Annotated in this window: 15 protein-coding genes; 7 read left to right on the top strand and 8 right to left on the bottom strand. The window is 72.6% G+C overall.

Features of this window, described 5'->3' with window-relative positions:
* The first annotated feature begins 78 nt into the window (after positions 1 to 78).
* The 3 genes from ABGB14_RS38950 (at position 79) to ABGB14_RS38940 (ending at position 6,140) form a co-directional block, all read left to right on the top strand.
* Positions 79 to 1,308, top strand: a complete 1,230-nt coding sequence (locus tag ABGB14_RS38950; protein ID WP_347648879.1) for a glycosyl hydrolase — start codon at positions 79 to 81, stop codon at positions 1,306 to 1,308.
* Positions 1,309 to 1,319: 11 nt separating this feature from the next.
* Positions 1,320 to 1,697, top strand: a complete 378-nt coding sequence (locus ABGB14_RS38945; RefSeq protein ID WP_347648878.1) for a hypothetical protein — start codon at positions 1,320 to 1,322, stop codon at positions 1,695 to 1,697.
* A 663-nt stretch (positions 1,698 to 2,360) separates the two neighbouring features.
* Positions 2,361 to 6,140 carry a S8 family serine peptidase gene (locus ABGB14_RS38940; RefSeq protein ID WP_347648877.1) on the top strand — a complete coding sequence of 1,260 codons (3,780 nt, stop codon included), beginning with the start codon at positions 2,361 to 2,363 and terminating at the stop codon, positions 6,138 to 6,140.
* A gap of 133 nt (positions 6,141 to 6,273) precedes the next feature.
* On the opposite strand, the gene ABGB14_RS38935 is transcribed toward ABGB14_RS38940, so the two are convergent.
* The 7 genes from ABGB14_RS38935 to ABGB14_RS38905 form a co-directional block, all read right to left on the bottom strand.
* Entirely contained in the window at positions 6,274 to 7,935 is a 1,662-nt protein-coding gene (locus ABGB14_RS38935; RefSeq protein ID WP_347648876.1) for an arylsulfatase, read from the bottom strand.
* A gap of 93 nt (positions 7,936 to 8,028) precedes the next feature.
* Positions 8,029 to 8,916, bottom strand: a complete 888-nt coding sequence (locus ABGB14_RS38930) for a sulfotransferase (protein WP_347648875.1) — start codon at positions 8,914 to 8,916, stop codon at positions 8,029 to 8,031.
* A gap of 79 nt (positions 8,917 to 8,995) precedes the next feature.
* Positions 8,996 to 9,946: an oligopeptide/dipeptide ABC transporter ATP-binding protein gene (locus ABGB14_RS38925; RefSeq protein WP_347648874.1), complete on the bottom strand. Its 951-nt coding sequence runs from the start codon at positions 9,944 to 9,946 to the stop codon at positions 8,996 to 8,998.
* Complete coding sequence (locus ABGB14_RS38920; RefSeq protein ID WP_347648873.1) at positions 9,943 to 10,914, bottom strand: ABC transporter ATP-binding protein; 972 nt, start codon at positions 10,912 to 10,914, stop codon at positions 9,943 to 9,945. The genes ABGB14_RS38925 and ABGB14_RS38920 overlap by 4 nt, the downstream gene beginning before the upstream one ends.
* Positions 10,911 to 11,750, bottom strand: a complete 840-nt coding sequence (locus ABGB14_RS38915) for an ABC transporter permease (RefSeq protein ID WP_347648872.1) — start codon at positions 11,748 to 11,750, stop codon at positions 10,911 to 10,913. Before ABGB14_RS38915 ends, ABGB14_RS38920 begins: the two co-directional genes overlap by 4 nt.
* A complete protein-coding gene (locus ABGB14_RS38910) occupies positions 11,743 to 12,735 on the bottom strand; it encodes an ABC transporter permease (protein WP_347648871.1) in 993 nt (330 codons plus the stop codon). Before ABGB14_RS38910 ends, ABGB14_RS38915 begins: the two co-directional genes overlap by 8 nt.
* On the bottom strand, positions 12,717 to 14,276 hold the full coding sequence (locus ABGB14_RS38905; RefSeq protein ID WP_347648870.1) for an ABC transporter substrate-binding protein: 1,560 nt from the start codon (positions 14,274 to 14,276) through the stop codon (positions 12,717 to 12,719). The genes ABGB14_RS38910 and ABGB14_RS38905 overlap by 19 nt, the downstream gene beginning before the upstream one ends.
* A gap of 129 nt (positions 14,277 to 14,405) precedes the next feature.
* On the opposite strand from ABGB14_RS38905, the gene ABGB14_RS38900 reads away from it, so the two are divergent.
* The 4 genes from ABGB14_RS38900 to ABGB14_RS38885 are packed head-to-tail and all read left to right on the top strand — an operon-like array spanning position 14,406 to position 17,796.
* Positions 14,406 to 15,104, top strand: a complete 699-nt coding sequence (locus ABGB14_RS38900; RefSeq protein WP_347648869.1) for a GntR family transcriptional regulator — start codon at positions 14,406 to 14,408, stop codon at positions 15,102 to 15,104.
* A 12-nt stretch (positions 15,105 to 15,116) separates the two neighbouring features.
* Positions 15,117 to 16,139, top strand: coding sequence for a dipeptidase (locus ABGB14_RS38895; RefSeq protein WP_347648868.1), 1,023 nt, complete (start codon positions 15,117 to 15,119; stop codon positions 16,137 to 16,139).
* On the top strand, positions 16,136 to 17,035 hold the full coding sequence (locus tag ABGB14_RS38890) for a serine hydrolase (protein ID WP_347648867.1): 900 nt from the start codon (positions 16,136 to 16,138) through the stop codon (positions 17,033 to 17,035). Before ABGB14_RS38895 ends, ABGB14_RS38890 begins: the two co-directional genes overlap by 4 nt.
* Positions 17,032 to 17,796: a creatininase family protein gene (locus ABGB14_RS38885; protein WP_347648866.1), complete on the top strand. Its 765-nt coding sequence runs from the start codon at positions 17,032 to 17,034 to the stop codon at positions 17,794 to 17,796. The genes ABGB14_RS38890 and ABGB14_RS38885 overlap by 4 nt, the downstream gene beginning before the upstream one ends.
* On the opposite strand, the gene ABGB14_RS38880 is transcribed toward ABGB14_RS38885, so the two are convergent.
* Positions 17,793 to 18,677 (bottom strand): MurR/RpiR family transcriptional regulator, encoded by an 885-nt coding sequence (locus ABGB14_RS38880; protein ID WP_347648865.1) that lies wholly within the window; start codon positions 18,675 to 18,677, stop codon positions 17,793 to 17,795. The two genes, ABGB14_RS38885 and ABGB14_RS38880, sit on opposite strands and share 4 nt — an antisense overlap.
* Positions 18,678 to 18,684: the final 7 nt, after the last annotated feature.

Raw genomic sequence — 18,684 nt, 5'->3', positions numbered from 1 at the left:
CGGCTCAACCCCCGCCGGGGACGCCCCTCCGCCGGGGGAACGTCCTCGCGGGGACGGTTCACCCCATGGAGGACCCGCGTGCCCCAGCCGCACCACAGCCCCGGCCCGCTCCGCTTCGGCGCGAACTACGTGCCCTCGTCCGGCTGGTTCTACGGCTGGCTCGACCAGCCCGCCGACGCCGCCCGCCGTGACTTCGAGGACCTCGCGGGGATCGGGCTCGACCACGTCCGGGTGTTCCCGATCTGGCCGTGGATCCAGCCCAACCGCGCGCTCATCAGGCGGCGTGGGCTCGACGACCTGCTCGCCGTCATCGACGCCGCCGCCGAGTTCGGGCTGTCCGTGGCGGTGGACCTGCTGCAGGGCCACCTGTCCAGCTTCGACTTCCTGCCGTCGTGGGTGCTCACCTGGCACCGGCGCGGCCTGTTCACCGACCCCGACGTACGCGCGGGGCTGGTGTCGTACGTGGACACGCTCACCCGGGAGGCCGCCACCCGCGACAACGTCTTCGCGGTGACCCTCGGCAACGAGGTCAACAACCTTTACCCGGCCAACCCGACCACGTTCGGCGACTCCAGAAGCTGGGCCGCCGAGCTGCTCGGCGTGGCCCGCGCCGCCGCCCCCCGCCTGCTCCACCTGCACTCCCTGTACGACGCCACCTGGTACGACCCGGAACACCCCTTCCACCCGGCCGACAACGTCGACCTCGGCGACCTGACGACCGTGCACTCGTGGGTGTTCAACGGCGTGTCCGCCGTCGACGGCCCGCTCGGTCCCGCCACCGTCACCCACGCCGACTACCTGGTGGAGCTGGCCGCGGCCACCTCTCCCGACCCGGCCAGGCCGGTCTGGCTCCAGGAGGTCGGCGCGCCCGCGCCCGACGTGCCCGAGCCCGACGCGCCCGCGTTCGTGCGCGGGCTGCTGGACGCCGTCACCCCCAACCCCGCCCTGTGGGGTGTCACCTGGTGGTGCTCCCACGACCTCGACCGCTCGCTCGCCGACTTCCCCGAGCGCGAGTACGACCTCGGCCTGTTCACCGTGGACCACCAGCCCAAGCCGGCGGCCAGGGAGCTGGCCGCCGCCGTCAAGGAACGGCGCGACAGGGCCGGCCGCCGCCGGGCGCTCGCCTGCGACGTGGACCTCAGAGCCGAGCCCGAGCGCCGCGCGGAGATCGCGCCGGGCAGCGCCTTCCACGCCGCGTGGGTGCGGCTGCGCCAGGACGGGCCGCTGGCCATCGTCACCGCCGCCCGCGCCGGCGACGCCGCGCACCTCGCGGCCAGGGGGATCGACACCGTGCTCGACCGGCAATGAGAGGAGATCAGATGCGACGCAGGCTGTTACCCACGCTCTGCGCGGCCACGGTCGTGGCGGCCCTGCTCACCGCGCCCGCCAGGCCGGCCCTGGCCGCGACGGGCGACCAGCCCTACGCCTCCTACTGGTACCCCGGCACGATCCTCGACTGGGATCCCGCCACCGACCCCGACGCCCGGTTCAACCGCTCCCGCGTGCCGCTGCGGCCACGTGCCCAGGACCCGGCGCTGAAGGCCAACCCGAACGCCCGCGCGGGCGAGGGCCGCGTCGTCTCGCTCGTGTCGTTCGCCCCCACCTCGGACAACCCGTCGCAGGGCTCGCTGGACGAGAGCTACTACGCCTTCGGCCACTGGCAGTACGACATGCGTTCTCGCGCCGGGCCTCGGTGAGCTGACGACACTGTTCGGCGAAGCCGGGCGCGGGCCTACGGCCTTGCCGCCAGTGGGCGTTCTGTTCGACGGCCAGGTTCCACACGTAGCGGGCGTGCGCGCAGTGCTCGAGCATGATGTTCGCCTGCTGTCGCGTCGGGTACATGCGGAACCTCGCCATGACCTCATGATGATTTCACTCCGAGTGCATGGTCAACTTCATGCTGTGGCCATTCGGCGGTTGCCATGAAGCCATCGAGAAACCAACAAGACTGCGGCGACGCGCGAGGGGCGCTCCCGGCATGCCAGATCCTTCGGTGCCTGCGCCTTGCGACCAGCCAGGCCCCTAAGACGAATCACCCCACGCTCCGCCGCATCGGACCCGTGGACGACGGTTACCGGCAACACCGCCACCAGCACCCATCCCCTCACCGTCACAGCACAGCACGTCCGGCTGGTCGTCACCCGCCCCATGCGGAACTCCGACCCTCCGCCCGCGTCCATGAGTTCGAAGCTTGGGTCACCTGACCCCCGGGTCGCATCCGCGGACAGCGTGAGGATGCGGCCCGGGGGTGGCGGATCCACGACAAGTCGGGATCTGGCCACGCCAACTTCATAGACAGCGCCAGCTCAGGGCCGCTAGGAAGTCGGATATTCGTGCTTACCGATTTCTGGAGGTCGTTCATGCTGCATGGGTTAGGGCGCGCGAGACGACGGCGGCGGGGGTGGCGGCAGGGGTGGCGGCGCGGAACGGTCACGGCCGTCACGGCCGTCATGACCGCCGCGCTGCTGCCGGCTCCTGGCGCGCACGCGCTCGCCGCGCCGCCCGTGGAGTTCACGAGCGACGCGGCGGGCGACGAGATCACGCTGGTCACCGGTGATCGCGTACGCGTGCGCGCCGTGGACGGTGAGCACAGGACCGTGGCCGTCACCCCCGCGCCCAGGGCGGACGGCTCCGTGCCGACGTTCCAGGTGCTGGAGTCGGACGGGGAGCTGAGCGTCATCCCCGACGACGTCGCCGCCCTGGTGCCCGAGCGGCTCGACAGCGCGCTGTTCAACGTGACGGCGCTGGCCGAGCAGGGGTACGACGACGCCATCCCGCTGATCTTCACCCACGAGGGGAACGCCCCCAAGGCCGCGCCGCCGTCCGTGAAGCAGGTCCGCACGCTGGAGAGCATCGGCGGGACGGGCGTGTCGGTGGCCGAGCGGGACGCGGCTGCGTTCGGGGCGGAGCTGGCCAAGCTGGACGGCCCGGACGCCCGCGCCGCCGGGCCGTTGGCGGGCGTGTCGAAGATCTGGCTCGACCGCAAGGTGAAGCCGGTCCTGGAGCACAGCGTGCCGCAGATCGGCGCGCCCGAGGCCTGGGCCGCCGGGTACGACGGCGCCGGCACCACCGTCGCCGTGCTCGACACCGGCGTGGACGCCGCGCACCCGGACCTCGCGGGCAAGGTCGCCGGTCAGCGCGACTTCACCGGGGAGAACGTCACGGGCGACCCGCACGGCCACGGCACCCACGTCGCGAGCACGATAGCGGGAGCCGGCACGGACGGCGGCGGCAAGGGCGTGGCGCCCGGCGCCAGGCTGCTCAACGGCCGGGTCCTCGCCGGCGACGGCTTCGGCCAGCTGTCGTGGATCATCGACGGCATGGAGTGGGCGGCCGGCGAGCAGCGCGCCGAGATCGTCAACATGAGCCTGGGCAGCCAGGAGCCGGGCGGCCCGCTGACCGCCGCGGTCTCCCGGCTGAGCGAGCAGTACGGGACGCTGTTCGTGGTGGCCGCGGGCAACGACGGCTGCGACTCGTGCGTGGGCACCCCCGGCGACGCCCCCGAGGCGCTGACCGTCGGGGCGGTCGACCGCGAGGACCGGCTGGCCGACTTCTCCAGCAAGGGCCCGATCGTCGCCGACCAGGCCGTCAAGCCCGACGTGACCGCGCCGGGCGTGGACATCTCCGCCGCGAAGCCCGGCGGCGGCCACGCCGCGATGTCCGGCACCTCCATGGCCACCCCGCACGTCGCGGGCGCCGCGGCCCTGGTGCGCCAGGCCCGCCCCGGCGTCACGGGCGGCGAGCTGAAGTCGCTGCTCATGGCCACCGCCAGGCCCGGCAAGGACATCCCCGTCGACGCGCAGGGCGCGGGCAGGATCGACGTGGCCGCCGCGCTGAAGAACCCGGTCGCGGCCTCGGCGGGCTCGGTCAACTTCGGCAGGCTCGCCCCCGGCGAGGGGAAGAGCCTCACCGTCACCTACCACAACCTGGGGCAGCAGCCCGCGGACCTGGACCTGTCGAGCGGCGGCGCGTTCGCCGTCGAGCCGGCCGGGCTCACCGTGCCCGCGTCGGGCACGGCCGAGGCCACGGTCACGCTCAAGGCGGACAAGACCGGCCTCGTGCGCCAGGAGCTGACGGCCGCCGTCGCGGGCGGCGTACCCGTGCGCACGCTGCTGACCGCCGACGTCGAGGAGAAGCGCGTCGAGCTGCGCGTCCGCGGCATCGCCAGGGACGGCCGACCGGGCCGCGGCGGCTTCACCGTGCTCGACCTGGACGAGGGCACCCTGGTCGGCCGCGTGCTTCCCGGCGAGCCCGCGCAGCCGTGCACCGAGCAGAAGTACGGCAAGGGCACGTGCCTGCTCGTCAAGCCCGGCACGTACTCGGTGCTCGGCCACATCTTCACCATGCCGGCCACCCAGGACAGCACCGCGAAGGGCAAGCCGCTCAACGAGAGCCTGCTCGGCGACCCCGAGATGACGATCACCGAGGACACCGAGGTGGTGCTGGACGCCCGCAAGGCCGTCGAGGTCGAGGTCGAGACGCCCGACCACAGGACCAAGCGGAACACCGGCTCGGCCGCCGCGCTGCGGTGGTACCGGGCGGGGGAGCAGGGCACCGCGCTGCGCGGCGGGACCCACATCGCGCCCGGCGGCCAGGTGGAGGAGCGGCTGTTCGTCCAGCCCACCGAGAAGGTCACCAAGGGCACGTTCACCGTCTCCACCCGGTGGCGGCTGACGGCTCCCGAGATCACCCTCACCACCCCCGGGCTCGAACTGGAACCCCAGTACGCGGACCCGGTCCAGTTCAGCGACTTCGCCACCGAGTACCCGCGCCTGGACGGCACCCGGCTGCTCATGGCGGCCGACGCGGGACGAGGCAGCCCCGGCGAGATCAAGGCGCGCGACCTGCGCGGCAAGCTCGCCGTCATCCGCCGCACGCCCGGAGTTCCGGTCTCCACGCAGTCCAACGCGGCCGCGGCGGCCGGGGCGAGGATGGTTGCCGTCTACAGCGACCAGCCGGGCCACGACGTCACCACCGGCGGCAACGGTGTCAAGCTCGCCGTCCCGACCGTGCGGCTGACGCATGAGGAAGGGCTGAAGCTCGTCCAGCGGCTGCGCCGGCTGCCGGTGCCGATCGTGGCCAAGGGCGTCGTCGCCAGCCCGTACGTCTACGACCTGTTCCTCCAGGAGAAGGGCCAGGTGCGCGACAGGCCGCGCTACGTGGTCAGGTCGAGGTCGCTGGCGAGGATCGAGACGGACTTCCACACCCAGCTCGCCGGCGACGTGACGGTGAACGAGGCCAGGTTCGTCTTCCAGCCCTGGGACACCACGTCGGTCTCCACGAACCATCCGATGGCCAAGGCGCCGCGCACCCGGACCGATTACGTCACCCCCGGGCCCGACCTGCGCTGGGCCACGTCGGCCGGCGTTCCCGAGCGGCACTACAACACCATGTGGCCGCACCCGGACACGCCGCGCATCGCGCTGTCCTCGCCGGACTTCCGCCCGTACGAGGCGGGCGAGCGGGTCGGGCGCTCGGTGTTCAAGCAGCCGCTGCTGCCGGGCATCAACCCGCGCAACCCCATGCGCAGGGAGGGCGACAAGCTGCGCGTGTCCATGCAGGGCTTCGTGGACGCCGCCCGCAACTACGGCGACACCCACACCAGCAAGTTCGAGCACGGCATGAAGACCGACTTCCGGCTCTACCAGGGCGACACGCTCCTGTGGCAGACGAACTACCTGCCGTCGGGGTCGGGCACGCTCTCCCCGGAGAAGGCGGACTACCGGATCGAGTACGACCTGGCCAACGAGGCCGGTTGGGCGAAGTTGTCCACGCGTACCAAGGGGGTGTGGACCTTCGCCTCCGAGCGCGCCGCGGAAACGGCGGTGATCCCGCTGCTGCTGGCCACGTTCGACGCGCCGGTCGACCTGAAGAACCGGGCCAGGTCGCGGAAGCTGGGCCTGTCCCTCTACCACCAGGAGGGCGCGGAGCAGAGCGCGATCAGGGACGTCGCGCTGGAGGTGTCGTACGACGACGGCGCCACGTGGAAGCCTGTCCGCCTGCGGGACAAGGGCGACCGTAGGTACGAGACGACCATCGGCCGGTCGCCGTCCGGGTTCGTCTCGCTGCGGCTCAACGCCTCCGACGTCAACGGCAACACCCTGGCGCAGGAGGTGATCCGCGCCTACGCCACGCGCTGAGCGCCCGCGCGAGGGTGCTCGCGCGCCGGAATGAGGGGGGGGAGGGCCGTGCTCGGGCCTCCCCCCTCACGCGTCGCCGGGGCTCACGTCGCCTGCCGCCCGGAGCCCGTTCGCCGGGCGGCCGGCGACGCGCTCACGTGACGGGCTGGAGCGTGGGCGGCGCGTCCGTGCGCTTGACGTGCCGTGCGCGGAAGACCTGCCTCCGGCCGCCCGCGGTGAAGGCGGCGCGCGCGACGATGCGCCCGCGGCGCTTGGCGGGGAGCGGGAAGCCGACCGTGACCGCCGTGCCCGGCTCCAGCCGCGCCACCCGGTGCGCCCGCCGCTTGCGCGGCCCGTCGAGTCCCAGCTCGACCCCGCGCCACGGACGGGACGACCCGTTGTGCAGGGTCACGATGACCTGGTCGTCCGTGAGCCTCGTGCGCAGCCCGTACGGGAGGCGCGGATCGGACCCGATGGACGCGTCGAGGGTGGCCAGCAGTTCGGCGGTCAGCTCGGGGCGGTCCGCCGCCAGGTCGAGCTTCTCGCCGGGGTCGGCGGACAGGTCGTAGAGCTCGACCCGGCCCTCGGGCCCGGCGCCGGCGATGTTCGGGGAGAACCGGACGACCTTCCACCGGCCGCGCCGGATGGCCTGGGCCTTGCGCGGCCGGTTCCACACCAGGTGATCGTGCCTGGGCGCGTTCCCGCCGGTGAGCAGGCCGCGGAACGACCGCCCGTCGAGGTGGGCGGGCACCGGCACCTCCGCCAGGTCCGCCAGCGTCGGCAGCACGTCCCAGAACGCGACCGGCTGCCGCTCGACGCGATGGCGTAACCCTGGCGACCAGGCGATCAGCGGCACGCGGATGCCGCCTTCGTACACGTCGCGCTTGTCGGCGCGGTACGGGCCGTTGGAGTTGAACAGCCGGGGCGTCACGCCCTTCTCACGGTGGGGGCCGTTGTCGCTGGTGAACAGCACGAGCGTGCGCTCGGCGACGCCGGCGTCCCGCAGCGCCCGCAGCAGGGCGGCGACGTCGGTGTCGAGCCGTGTCACCTGTGCGGCGTGGCGGCGGTTCGCCTCGCTCCACGGCTCCTTCTCGTAGACGCCCGCGTCGCCGGGGACGGCGCTGGGCGCGTGCGGCAGGTTGCTGGCGTAGTAGAGCAGGAACGGGTCGTCGTCGCCCTTGGCGATGAACTCGGCCGCCTTCTCGCGGAACAGGTGCGGCGCGTACGACCGGCCGGGGACGGACACCCTCCTGTCGTTGTGCCACAGGTACGACGGGAAGTAGTGGTGGGCGTGCCGGTGGGTGATGTAGCCGAAGAACTCGTCGAAGCCGCGCACGTTCGGGTGGGAGGCCTGGTGGGGCTGCTCGGGGCCGAAGCCCCACTTGCCGATGCAGGCCGTCCGGTAGCCGGACAGCCGCAGCAGCTCGGCGAAGGTGAGGTCGGCGTCGGTCAACGAGCGTTGCGGCCCGCCTTCGGGGTTGTCACGCACGGTGCCGTGGCCGGCGTGCAGCCCGGTGAGCAACGCGCAGCGTGCCGGCGCGCACAGCGGCGCACCCGAGTACGCCGTCGCGAACCGCACGCCCTCGGCGGCCATCCGGTCCAGGTTGGGCGTGTGGATCTTGCGCTGTCCCTGGCTGCCGATCTCACCCCATCCGAGGTCGTCGGCCAGGACGAGCAGGATGTTCGGCCGTGAGGGAAGGCGGCCGCGGACGGCTGCCGCGTCTGCCGCCGAGGGGGCCAGGGAGGCCGCTGAGGGCGCCGCGAGGCCGGCGAGAGTTCCGGCGAACAAGGTGCGGCGGGAGAGCCCGTTGATCACGAAGGGCAACATATCGGAGGTTGCGGGGAACAGCGGGCAAATCACCGGCGAACTCTGTCACAGCATGGCATCCACGGCGGTGAGAAAAGTCACTCACCGGAGATAGCCCCACTGGCGGCAGATCTGGTGGAGCGCCTCCGGGATCTCCTCGGCCGCGGGCAGCGGGCGGGCCGCGACGACGGTGCCGGCGCGGATCTTGTCACGCCAGTCGCCGATGCCCTTGACGAAGGCGCCGTGGTCCTGGTCGCCGTAGGCGAGCATGGCGGGCTCGTACGCGAGATCCAGGAACGCGCAGAGCCGGCGCAGCTCCGCCTCGGGGTCGGCGACCAGGTCCTCGTAGCGCAGCGTCAGGCCCTCCAGGTGCGTGCGGGCCTCCTGGAGGTAGGTCATGTAACTCAGCGTGCGCGGCACGGCCTCCTCCATGGGCCGCTTGGGCGGGTCGGCCTCGTGCCAGGACTGCACGATCGACATGGGGTGGCGCAGCAGGAACACGAAACGCGCGTCCGGCCAGCAGGTCGAGATCCGCCGCCAGGCGAACACGTTGCTCGGCGTCTTCTCCGCCAGGATCGGCTTGCCGCTGCGGCTCAGCTCCCGGTGCAGCAGCCGGTCCCAGACGATGTGCTCGATGTCGCTGTGGGTGTGGCCGAGCAGGTCCATGGCCTGCCGTACGGGATCGGTGCCGAGGCCGACGGTCACCCGGCGGAAGTGCGTCTCGATCGGCGAGTGGATCCGCGAGTGGCTGTCGAGCATGACGCGCAGCAGCGTCGAGCCCGACCGCACGGACGACAGCAGGAACACCGGTTCGCGCAACAACCGGTCGTGCGCGCCGTCGACGGGCGGCCGTACCGCGTCGCCCGGCAGCCGCCGCAGCTCAGGCGGCGGCTTGGCGGCCGGTCTCGGCGCCTCCCTGCGCAGGCGGCGCGTCAACGTGTATCCCGTCAGTCCTTCGAGTGTGGCGTTGGCACGGTACCTCCAGCTCATGGGGCTACAAGCTAGGCCGGCGCAGTGAACCCCAGGTGAATCAGGGCTGTGAACCGGTACCGGGAAGCACGGCGCGGAGTCAGGCCTCCAGGTGGCAGCGGGTGACGCCGGTGGCGGTGGGCACGGGCCGCGGCGCGCTCTCGTCGCAGATCGGGCCGATCCTGCGATGGCAGCGGGTGTGGAAGGCGCAGCCGCGCGGAGGCTGCTCGGGCCGCGGTGGCTCCCCGTCCAGGACGATGCGCCGCGGCCGGTCCGACGGCGAGACGGCGGGGACCGCCGAGGCCAGGGCCTCGGTGTACGGGTGCCGGGGGCCCGCGAAGACGCTCTCCGCGTCGCCGCGCTCGACGATCTGGCCCAGGTACAGCACGTTGACCTGGTCGCAGAAGAAGCGGACGACGCCGAGGTCGTGGCTGATGAACAGGAACGACGTGCCGGACTCCTCCTGGATGTCCTTGAGCAGGTTGAGCACCTGGGCCTGGACGGAGACGTCGAGCGCCGAGACGGGTTCGTCGGCGACGATGAGCGCGGGCCTGGCCGCGACGGCCCGCGCGATGGCCACCCGCTGGCACTGCCCGCCGGACAGCTCGTGCGCGTGCAGGTCCGCGACCCTGGCGGGCAGCCCCACCCGGTCGAGCAGGCCGAGGATCTCCTGCCTGCCCGGGCGCAGGCCCTGCGCCAGGAGCGGCTCCGCGACGCACCGGCGCACGGGCAGCCGCGGGTTCAGCGAGGCCCGCGGGTTCTGGAAGATCATCTGGATCGGGACGGCGAGCCTGCGCCTGCGCCTTTCCGACAGGCCGGCGACACCGGTGCCCATCAGCTCCAGCTCTCCGGAGCTCGGCCGCAACAGGCCGGCGACGATCCGGGCGAACGTCGACTTGCCGCTGCCGCTCTCCCCGACCAGCCCGACGGCCGATCCCGCAGGGACGCTCAGATCCACCCCGCGCAGGGCCCGTACCTCGTGCCCGGTGCCCCGCACCCGGAACGACCGGGACAGGTTCGCGGCACGCAGGACCGGTGACGTGGCGCTCACGACTCCTCCTCACTGGCCCGCGGGCACGCCACGCTGACGCCCCCGCCGACGGCGCGCAACTCCGGATCGGTGGTACGGCACTCCTCGACGGCGATCGGGCACCGCGGCGCGAACCGGCAGCCGTCCGGCATGGACCCGATCGGCGGCACGGTGCCGGGGATGCTGGGCAGCCGCGCGAGCCGCCGGCCCGCGGCGGGGCGGCAGCCGATCAGCGCCCGGGTGTAGGGATGCCGGGGGCGGCGCAGGACGTCGGCCACCGGCCCGCTCTCCACGACGCGGCCGGCGTACATCACGTACATCCGCCGGCAGGACTCGGCGACGAGGCCCAGGTCGTGGGAGATGAACAGCATGGCCATCCCCCTGTCGCGCACCAGGGTCATGAGCAGGTCCATGATCTGGGCCTGGACGGTCGTGTCCAGGGCGGTGGTGGGCTCGTCGGCGATGAGCAGCCGGGGCTCGCAGGACAGGGCCATGGCGATGAGGACCCGCTGGCGCATGCCGCCGGAGAGCTCGAAGGGAAAGGCCCGCGCCACCCGGTCGGGCGCGGCGACGCCGACCTCGGCGAGCAGCTCGACCACGCGCCGCCACCGCTCGCGGCGGGGCGTGCGGCCGTGCCGCCGCAGCACGTCCTCCAGCTGGCGCCCTACGGTCATCACCGGGTTCAGCGAGGTGCCGGGGTCCTGGAAGACCATGCTGATCTCGCCGCCGCGCAGCGGCCTGAGCCCGCCCGGGTCGCCGAGGTCGTAGGAGCCGGCGCCGAGCCGGAGCGTGCCGGACGCGCGCAGGGCGGGCGCCAGCAGGCCCAGGGCGGCGTAGGCGGTGACGGACTTGCCCGAACCGCTCTCCCCGACCAGGGCGACGGCCTCGCCCGGGGCGACGTGCAGGTCGATCCCGTCGACGGCACGGACCCGCGGATCGGCGGCCAGGCCGATCGCGACGCCGTCGAGGGCCAGCAGGGTCTCGGTCATCGGCGTCTCCGGGGGTCGAGCGCGTCGCGGATGCCGTCCCCGGCGAAGAGCAGGGCGATGACGAGGACGGCGATCACCAGGCCGGGCGCCACGGTGAGGATCGGCAGGTCGAGGCTGTGGGCGGAGCCGTCGGCCAGCAGGTTGCCCAGCGAGGCCGTCGGCGGTTGCACGCCCAGCCCGACGAAGCTCAGGCCCGCCTCCCCGATGACGGCGAACGCGAAGATCAGCGTGAGCTGGACGGATGTCACGCCGAGCGTGTTCGGGACGACGTGCCGCACGGCGATCCGCCACGGCGGCACGTTGCTGACCCGGGCGCTCTCGACGTACTCCTCCTGCCGGACCCGCAGCACGACGCCGCGCACGACCCGCGCGAGGTAGGGGGTGTAGCCGACCGCGAGGGCGATGACGGTGCTGCGCACCCCGGCGCCGAGCGCGGCGATCAGGCCGAGGGCGAGCACCAGCGACGGCAGCGCCAGCCCCACGTCGATGGCGCGGGCGATGAGCACGTTCGCGAGCCCCCGGGCGTATCCGGCGAGCAGGCCGAGCGGGATCCCCGCCGCCGCCACCGCCGCGGTCGTCGCCAGGCTGATGAGCAGCGACGAACGCAGCGCGTAGCACAGCCGGCTGAGCTGGTCGCGGCCGAAGTCGTCGGTGCCCAGCAGGTGCCCGGGGCCCGGCGGCATGAGCGTGTTGCGCAAATCCTGGGCGTGCGGGTCGTACGGCGCGAGCAGGGGAGCGGTGGCGGCCACGAGCACGAACACCGCCAGCAGGAACCAGGTGATCTTCTGGGTCAGCGGCCGCAGCAGCGCGGGCGCCGCGATCGTCCGTTCAGCCACGCGATCGCCTCACTCTCGGGTCGACCACGGCGTAGAGCAGGTCCATCAGCAGGTTGACGGCCACGAAGATCACTACGATCACGAGGATGCACGCCTGCACCACGGGATAGTCCCGCGACAACACGCCCTGCACGATCAGCCGGCCCATGCCGGGGAGCGCGAACGCGTTCTCCACCAGCAGCGCGCCGGCCATCAGGGCGCCGGCCTCCAGGCCGAAGATCGTGAGCGTGGGCAGGAAGGCGTTGCGCAGGGCGTACCGGCCGTAGATCCGGCGCTCCGGGATCTGGAACGCGCGGGCGGTGCGGACGTAGTCGGAGGTCAGGGTGTCGATCAGGCCCGCCCTGGTCGTCTCGAAGACCAGGGTCGCGAACCCGGCGCCGAGGGCCAGCGCCGGCAGCAGCATGTGGGCGAGGTGCGTGCCGAGCCCTTCGGACAGCGGCGCGTAGCCGAACGTCGGCAACACGCCCTGGGCGACGATGATCAGCAGCAGCGCGAGCCAGAAGCTCGGCACCGCGACGCCGGTGGCGCCGGCCAGGCGGGAGAGCTTGTCGGCGATGGCGCCCTGCCAGCGGGCGGCGACCAGGCTCAGCGGGATCGCCAGCACGACCGCCAGCGCGAACGCGTACAGCGACAGTTGCACCGTGATCATCAGCCGGTCGGCGAGCAGGCCGGCGACGGTGTCGTTGAGGACCAGGGAGTTGCCGAAGTCGCCCCGCACGGCGTCCGTGATCCAGTTCCAGTACTGGAGCGGGATCGGGTCGTCGAGCCCGAGCTCGCGGCGGGTCCGCTCGACCTGTTCTGGAGTGACCGATCCGCCCGGCCCCGCGAGGATCCTGGCCGGATCGCCGGGAATCATCCGCATCAGCAGGAACACCACGAACGTGGCGGCGGCGGCCACCACCGTGGCCTGCAGAACGCTGCCCGCCAGCGACACCACCGTGCCGGACGCGAGCCGGCGGCCGCGGCTCATCCGGACAGCCAGCATTGCGCCGCTCCGTGGGTGCCGCCGGGCGAGAACGTGTAGCCGCCCACCTTGGAGCTCATCGCGGTCAGCGTCGAGGGCCACACGGTGAAGGCGGCGTAGGCGTTGTCCGCCACCAGGCGGGCGACGTCGTGGTACATCTCCGCCCGCAGGCCGGAGTCGCCCTCGGCGCGCGCTTTCTCCAGCAGGGCGTCGAGCTCGGGGTCGTCGACCCCGGAGACGTTGAGGTCGCCCTTGCTGTGCGCCAGCGGGTAGATGACCTCATCGGGATCGACGGTGCGGGTCGTCTGGCCGCTGTTGGTCAGCGCGAAGTCGCGGCTGGTGTAGATGCGGTCGGCCCACGAGCCGAAGTCCTCCTTGTTCAGCTTCACCTTGACGCCGATCTGCTCCAGTTGCGCCGCCATCGCGTCGGCCTCCTGCGCCCACGGCGACTGGGTGAAGGCGTTGAAGGCGATCTCGGCGCCGAAGTCGTACCCGGCCCTGGCGAGGAACTTCTTCGCCTCGTCGACGGAGTACGCCTGGGCGGCGCCGCCCGACAGGTCCTCGAAGGCGGCGCCGATGGCGGGGGAGAACGGCCCGTGGGCGGCCTTGGCGTGCCCGGCGTGGACCCCCGCGGCGATCCCCTCCCTGTCGAGCGCGGCCGAGAAGCCGCGGCGCACGTCGACGTCGTCGAACGGCTTCACCGCCTGGTTGAAGGTGAGGTAGTTGAACGTGTTGCCGATGTCCTCGCGCAGCACGGCGTCCCTGCGCCGCTTCACCTGGGTCGCCTGCCCGGGCAGCACGCCGATCATGTCGAACTCGTCGTTCAGGAACGCCATGATCTGGGTGTTGGTGTCCGGGATGATGGAGAAGGTGATGGCGTCGAGGTAGTTGTCGTCGCCCCAGTAGTCGTCGTTGCGCTCCAGGCGGATCACGTTGCCCGCGCGATATTCCTTGAAGACGTAGGGCCCGGTGCCGATCGAGGCGCGGAACGGATCGGACTTCGCGAACTTCGCCACGGCGGCGGGTGACATCATCATCACCCGCCCCCTGCGCAGCGAGGGCAGGAACGACGCGGCCGGGCGGGACAGCCGCATCTCCACCTGGTGCCTGCCGAGGACCTTCACCGATTCGAGGAACGGCGGCAGGTTGACCCCGCCGCCCTCCGGGTCGAGCAGCCGGTCGAGGTTGGCCTTCACGGCCGCGGCGTCGAACGGTGTGCCGTCGTGGAAGACGACGTCGCGCCGCAGGTCGAAGACGTACCGCGTGGGGGAGGCCCGCTCCCATGCCTCGGCGAGTTGCGGGACGACCTCGCCGTCGGTCACCTCGACCAGCCCGTTGTAGGCGAGGGTGGCGATGGCCGCGGTGCCGACCGAGCCCGCCGCCCTCGTGCCCATGTCGAACGCCGGCGCGATCGGCTCCGCCGTCAGCGGCAGCCGCAGCGTTCCGCCCCTGCGCGGCGGGCCGGCAGGTCCGCCGGTGCTCCGGGGCGTCGCGGGGCGGCCGCCCCCGCACGCGCCGACCGCGAGCGTCGCGGCCCCGGCGAGCAGCTGGCGTCTCGTCACGGAGACCCGGGTTCCGGGGGGTGCTTGGTCGACCATTGAGTTCTCCTTAACCCCCCGTTGCCTGTAAGGCTTAATGGGTAATACCTTACATACGACATGTCAATGGGCTGGATGCACAAGGAGCGCCACATGACGAGGTCAGAGCCCCTGTTCGAGTCGCTGCCCCGCCGCAACCTGCGCGACGAGGCCGCGGCGCAGCTGCGGGGCCAGATCATCGCCGGATCCCTCACCCCCGGCGTGATCTACTCGATGTCCGCCATCGCGGCGCAGCTGGGCGTCTCCGCGACGCCCGTCCGCGAGGCCGTGCTCGAACTCGCCAAGGAAGAGCTCGTCGAGATGGTGCAGAACCGCGGCTTCCGCGTACGCGTGGCGACCGGCAAGGAGCTCGACGACATCGTCGAGATCCGGCTGACCCTCGAGGTGCCCGCGATGGGCAGGCTGGCGGACCTGAGGCCGGAGCCCGAGCTGGAGAAGCTGCGCCCGATGGCCGAAGAGCTCGTCGAGCACGCCGCCAACGGCGACATGGTGGCGTTCGTCGTGCTGGACAGCGAGTTCCACCTGTCGCTGACCGCGCTCCTCGGCAACCCGCGCTACGTCGAGCTCGTCCGGGTGCTGCGTTACCAGACCCGGCTGTCGGCGCTGCCGAAGCTGCGCGGAGCCGCGCCGCTCGTGGAGTCCGCACGCGAGCACGTACGCCTGCTCGACCTCCTCGCCGCGGGCGACAGGCCGGGCGCCGAGGCACTGATGACCACGCACGTCAACCACGCCCGCGGCCTGTGGGCGGGGCGGCCAGAGGACGACGGGCCGGTCGCGCCCGACGTCAGGTAAGGGGAGATCTCCGTGTCGACGACCACGCCCGTCACCCGGTCCGCGCGCGCCCTCCACGACGCGGCGATCGTCGTGGACGGCACCTGTCCGGGCTTCCACTGGAGGGAACGGCTGCAGACCTGGATCGACGGCGGCGCCACCTGCTGCGTGGTCAGCTTCGTGGCGTTCGAGGACTGCCGCCGGGCGGTCTCCCTGCTCGCCGAGGCCTTCCGCTACCTGCGCGAACGGCCGGACCAGCTGGTGCTCGCGACCTCGGCCGAGCAGATCCGCCGGGCGAAGGCCGACGGGAAGCTGGCCGTGGTCCTGCACTTCCAGGGCACCCACGCGCTCGAGTACGAAGCCGACCTCGTCGAGCTGTTCTGGCGGCTCGGCGTGCGGGTCGTGCAGCTCGCCTACAACCAGCGCAGCCCTGTCGGCGACGGTTGCGAGGAGGCGTCGGACGCCGGCCTCAGCTCGCTCGGCCGCACGGTCGTCGCCGAGCTCAACCGGCTGGGCATCGTCATCGACGTCTCGCACACCGGCGCGCGCACCAGCCACGAGGCGATCGCCCTGTCCACCGCGCCGGTCGTCGCCTCCCACTCCAACCCCGCCGGGCTGCATCCCAGCTCCCGCAACATCTCCGACGCCCTGATCAGGGACCTGGCCGCGACCGGCGGGCTGGTCGGGATCAACGGCTTTCCCGGGTTCCTGTCCGGGCAGTCGCCGCCGACGCTCGACCGCTTCGTCGACGCCATCACCTACGTCGCCGACCTCGTCGGAGTCGAGCACGTCGGCATCGGGATCGACTACACGATCCGCAACCCGCCGATGGAGCTCTACGAGCAGTACGTACGCGACGGCATCTGGTCGGCGGCCACCTACCCGCCACCGCCGTGGCACTTCCCGGCCGGCCTCGACGACGCGTCGGGCCTGCCCAACCTGACCCAGCGGCTGCTCGAGCGCGGCTACACCGAGGACGAGACCCGTGCCGTGCTCGGCGGCAACTGGCTGCGCGTCTTCGACCGGGTATGGCACGAGACAGGGAGCACGACATGACCGTCACCGCCGGCGCGCCGGCCACCATCGAGCGAGCGCGCGAGACCCTGGCCGCGGCGGGCACGACCGGAGCCTTCCACGCCCGCCACGTCGGCGGCGGCGCCGAGCTCGCCCTCGACGCCGACGCGGTCCAGGTCGCCGCGTCCACGTACAAGGTCGCGGTCCTGCTGGAGGTCGCCTGCCAGGCCGCGGCCGGCGAGCTGCCGCTCACCCGGCGGATCCGGGTGCCCGGCGACGTCCGCAGCCCTGGCCCGAGCGGCATCTCCTCGATGCTCGACGAGGTCGAGCTGTCGGTCCGTGACCTGGCCCTGCTGATGATGCAGGTCAGCGACAACACCGCGACCGACGTGCTGCAGAGGATCGTCGGCACCGCCCGCATCGCCGCCCGGCTCGACGCCCTCGGCATCCGCGACACCACCGTGCGCCTCGACTGCGCCGGGCTGATCGCGGAGATCTTCGACGATCTCGACGGCGATCCGCTGAACAGGGACCGCGACGCGCTCAGGGCCGCGGTCGCCGCCAGCCCCGCCCTGGCCGGGACCACCGGCAACACCACCACCGCGCGCGACATGACCACCCTGCTGAGCCTCGTCTGGCGCGACGAGGCCGGGCCGCCGGCGGCCTGCGAGGAGGTGCGGCGCGTCATGCTCCAGCAGTACGCCCCGCACCGGCTCTCCACCGCCTACCGCGACGGCCCGGCGATCGCCGGCAAGACCGGCACCTTCTACGGCGGCGTCAGGAACGAGGTGGGCGTCGTGGACTTCGGCGACGGCGAGGAGTACGCGGTCGCGATCTTCCTGCGCCAGCACGACTTCGACCTGCGCGACGGCCGGGCCGACGCCGCTGTCGGAGCGGTCGCGCGGCTGCTCGTCGACCACCTGAGGAGCACCCGATGAGCCTCACACCGGTCCCGCGCCTGGCCGAGATGAGCTGGCCGCAGGTCGAGGAGCGGATGGCCGCGGGCGCGCGGACCGTCCTGTTCGCGGCGGGCTCCACCGAGCAGCACGGCCCTCACCTGCCGCTGGTCACCGACACCATGCTCGGGGACGCCCTCGCGGACAGGGTGGCCGCACGGCTGCCCGGCGTCCTCCTCGCCCCCACCGTCCCGTTCGGGGTCTCCACCCACCACATGGCCTTCCCCGGCACCGTCACCCTCGACGAGGCGACGTTCAAGGCGGTGATCCTGCGCTGCTGCGAGAGCCTGGCCGCCCACGGGTTCGAGACCGTGCTGGTGCTGCCGAGCCACGGCGGCAACTTCGCCCCCTTGGCCGAGCTGTTCGCGGAGACGGAAGGCCGGGTGGGCGGCGCCCGGCTCGTCCCGTACACCGACCTGCAGGAGTTCGTGGGGGCGCTGGCGGAGGCCGGGCGGGAGCGCGGGTTCCCGCCCGAGGTCAGCGGCTCGCACGCGGGGGAGGCCGAGACGTCGATCGTGCTCGCGCTCCGGCCCGACCTGGTCGACATGGACCGGGCCGAGGCCGGCTTCGGCGGCCGGTTCGACGAGCCGACCGCGCGCAGGTTGTTCGAGCACGGCACCAGGGCGCTGTCGGAGATCGGCGTGCTGGGCGACCCCCGGCCGGCGACCGCACGGGCGGGCGAGGAGTATCTCGACCGCCTGACCGGCCTGCTGACCCGCTTCTTCGAGCCGTACGTGACCTAGCCGCGTTTGTGCGCGGCTCGGTCGTGCACCACCGCGTACGTGTTGCGCAGCGCCTCCATCGACGCGTCGTAGGAGGCCTGGGCGACGCCGGTGAACAGGCAGTCGACGACCATGAGCTGGGCGATGCGGCTGCCCAGCGCCCCCGAGCGGAACCTGGTCTCCCGCGCGGCCGTCGTGAGCGTCACGTCGGCCGCGCGGGCCAGCGGCGACTCGCGGAAGTTCGTGATGGCCACCGTCGAGGCGCCCGACGCGCGGGCGATCGCGAGGAACTCGACCGTGTCGGTGGTGGCGCCGGTGTGCGAGACGGCCACCGCCACGCAGGCGCCGTCGAGCGTGGCCGCCGAGGTCCAGGCCGAGTGGGCGTCGTGCCAGTTGATCGCGGTACGGCCGATGCGCGACAGCTTCGTCTGCAGGTCGAGCCCCACCAGGGCGCTCGCGCCGACGCCGAACGTGTCGATCCTGCGGGCCCCCAGCAGCAGCGCCACCGCCTCGCCGAGCGCCTCCATGTCCAGCGCGCGGGCCGTGTCGGCGATGGACAGCGTCTCGTTCATCGCCACCTTGGAGACGATGCCCTCCAGGCTGTCGTGGCGGTCGATGTCGCCGGACACCTCCGGCAGGCTCGAGGTGGCCAGCTCCTCCCTGGCCACCGCCCTGGTCAGGTCGATCCTGAAGTCCTTGTAGTGCGCGTACCCCATGCGCTGGTAGAAGCGCACCACCGAGGTCGTGGAGGTCTCGCAGCGGGCGGCCAGCTCGGCGATGGACAGGTTGGCGGTGGCGGCGGGGTCGCCGGTGAACTCCTCCGCGATGCGCCGCTCCGACGGCCGCAGCGCGGGCATGGCCGCACGGATGCGGATCAGTACCGTCTCGGCTTCCTCGCCCATCGTCATC

It is taken from the genome of Nonomuraea sp. B10E15 (assembly GCF_039871615.1).
GTDB lineage: Bacteria > Actinomycetota > Actinomycetes > Streptosporangiales > Streptosporangiaceae > Nonomuraea.
Note: the sequence above shows the minus strand (reverse complement) of the source record. Positions and strands in the feature narration are given on the sequence as shown.

Bases quoted from the DNA above. Each gene is read 5' to 3' on its own strand.
- ABGB14_RS38890 (WP_347648867.1), top strand. From the start codon at position 16,136: ATGACCGTCACCGCCGGCGCGCCGGCCACCATCGAGCGAGCGCGCGAG.
- ABGB14_RS38885 (WP_347648866.1), top strand. From the start codon at position 17,032: ATGAGCCTCACACCGGTCCCGCGCCTGGCCGAGATGAGCTGGCCGCAG.
- ABGB14_RS38910 (WP_347648871.1), bottom strand. From the start codon at position 12,735: ATGCTGGCTGTCCGGATGAGCCGCGGCCGCCGGCTCGCGTCCGGCACG.
- ABGB14_RS38945 (WP_347648878.1), top strand. From the start codon at position 1,320: ATGCGACGCAGGCTGTTACCCACGCTCTGCGCGGCCACGGTCGTGGCG.
- ABGB14_RS38940 (WP_347648877.1), top strand. From the start codon at position 2,361: ATGCTGCATGGGTTAGGGCGCGCGAGACGACGGCGGCGGGGGTGGCGG.
- ABGB14_RS38900 (WP_347648869.1), top strand. From the start codon at position 14,406: ATGACGAGGTCAGAGCCCCTGTTCGAGTCGCTGCCCCGCCGCAACCTG.
- ABGB14_RS38930 (WP_347648875.1), bottom strand. From the start codon at position 8,916: ATGAGCTGGAGGTACCGTGCCAACGCCACACTCGAAGGACTGACGGGA.
- ABGB14_RS38920 (WP_347648873.1), bottom strand. From the start codon at position 10,914: ATGACCGAGACCCTGCTGGCCCTCGACGGCGTCGCGATCGGCCTGGCC.
- ABGB14_RS38880 (WP_347648865.1), bottom strand. From the start codon at position 18,677: ATGGGCGAGGAAGCCGAGACGGTACTGATCCGCATCCGTGCGGCCATG.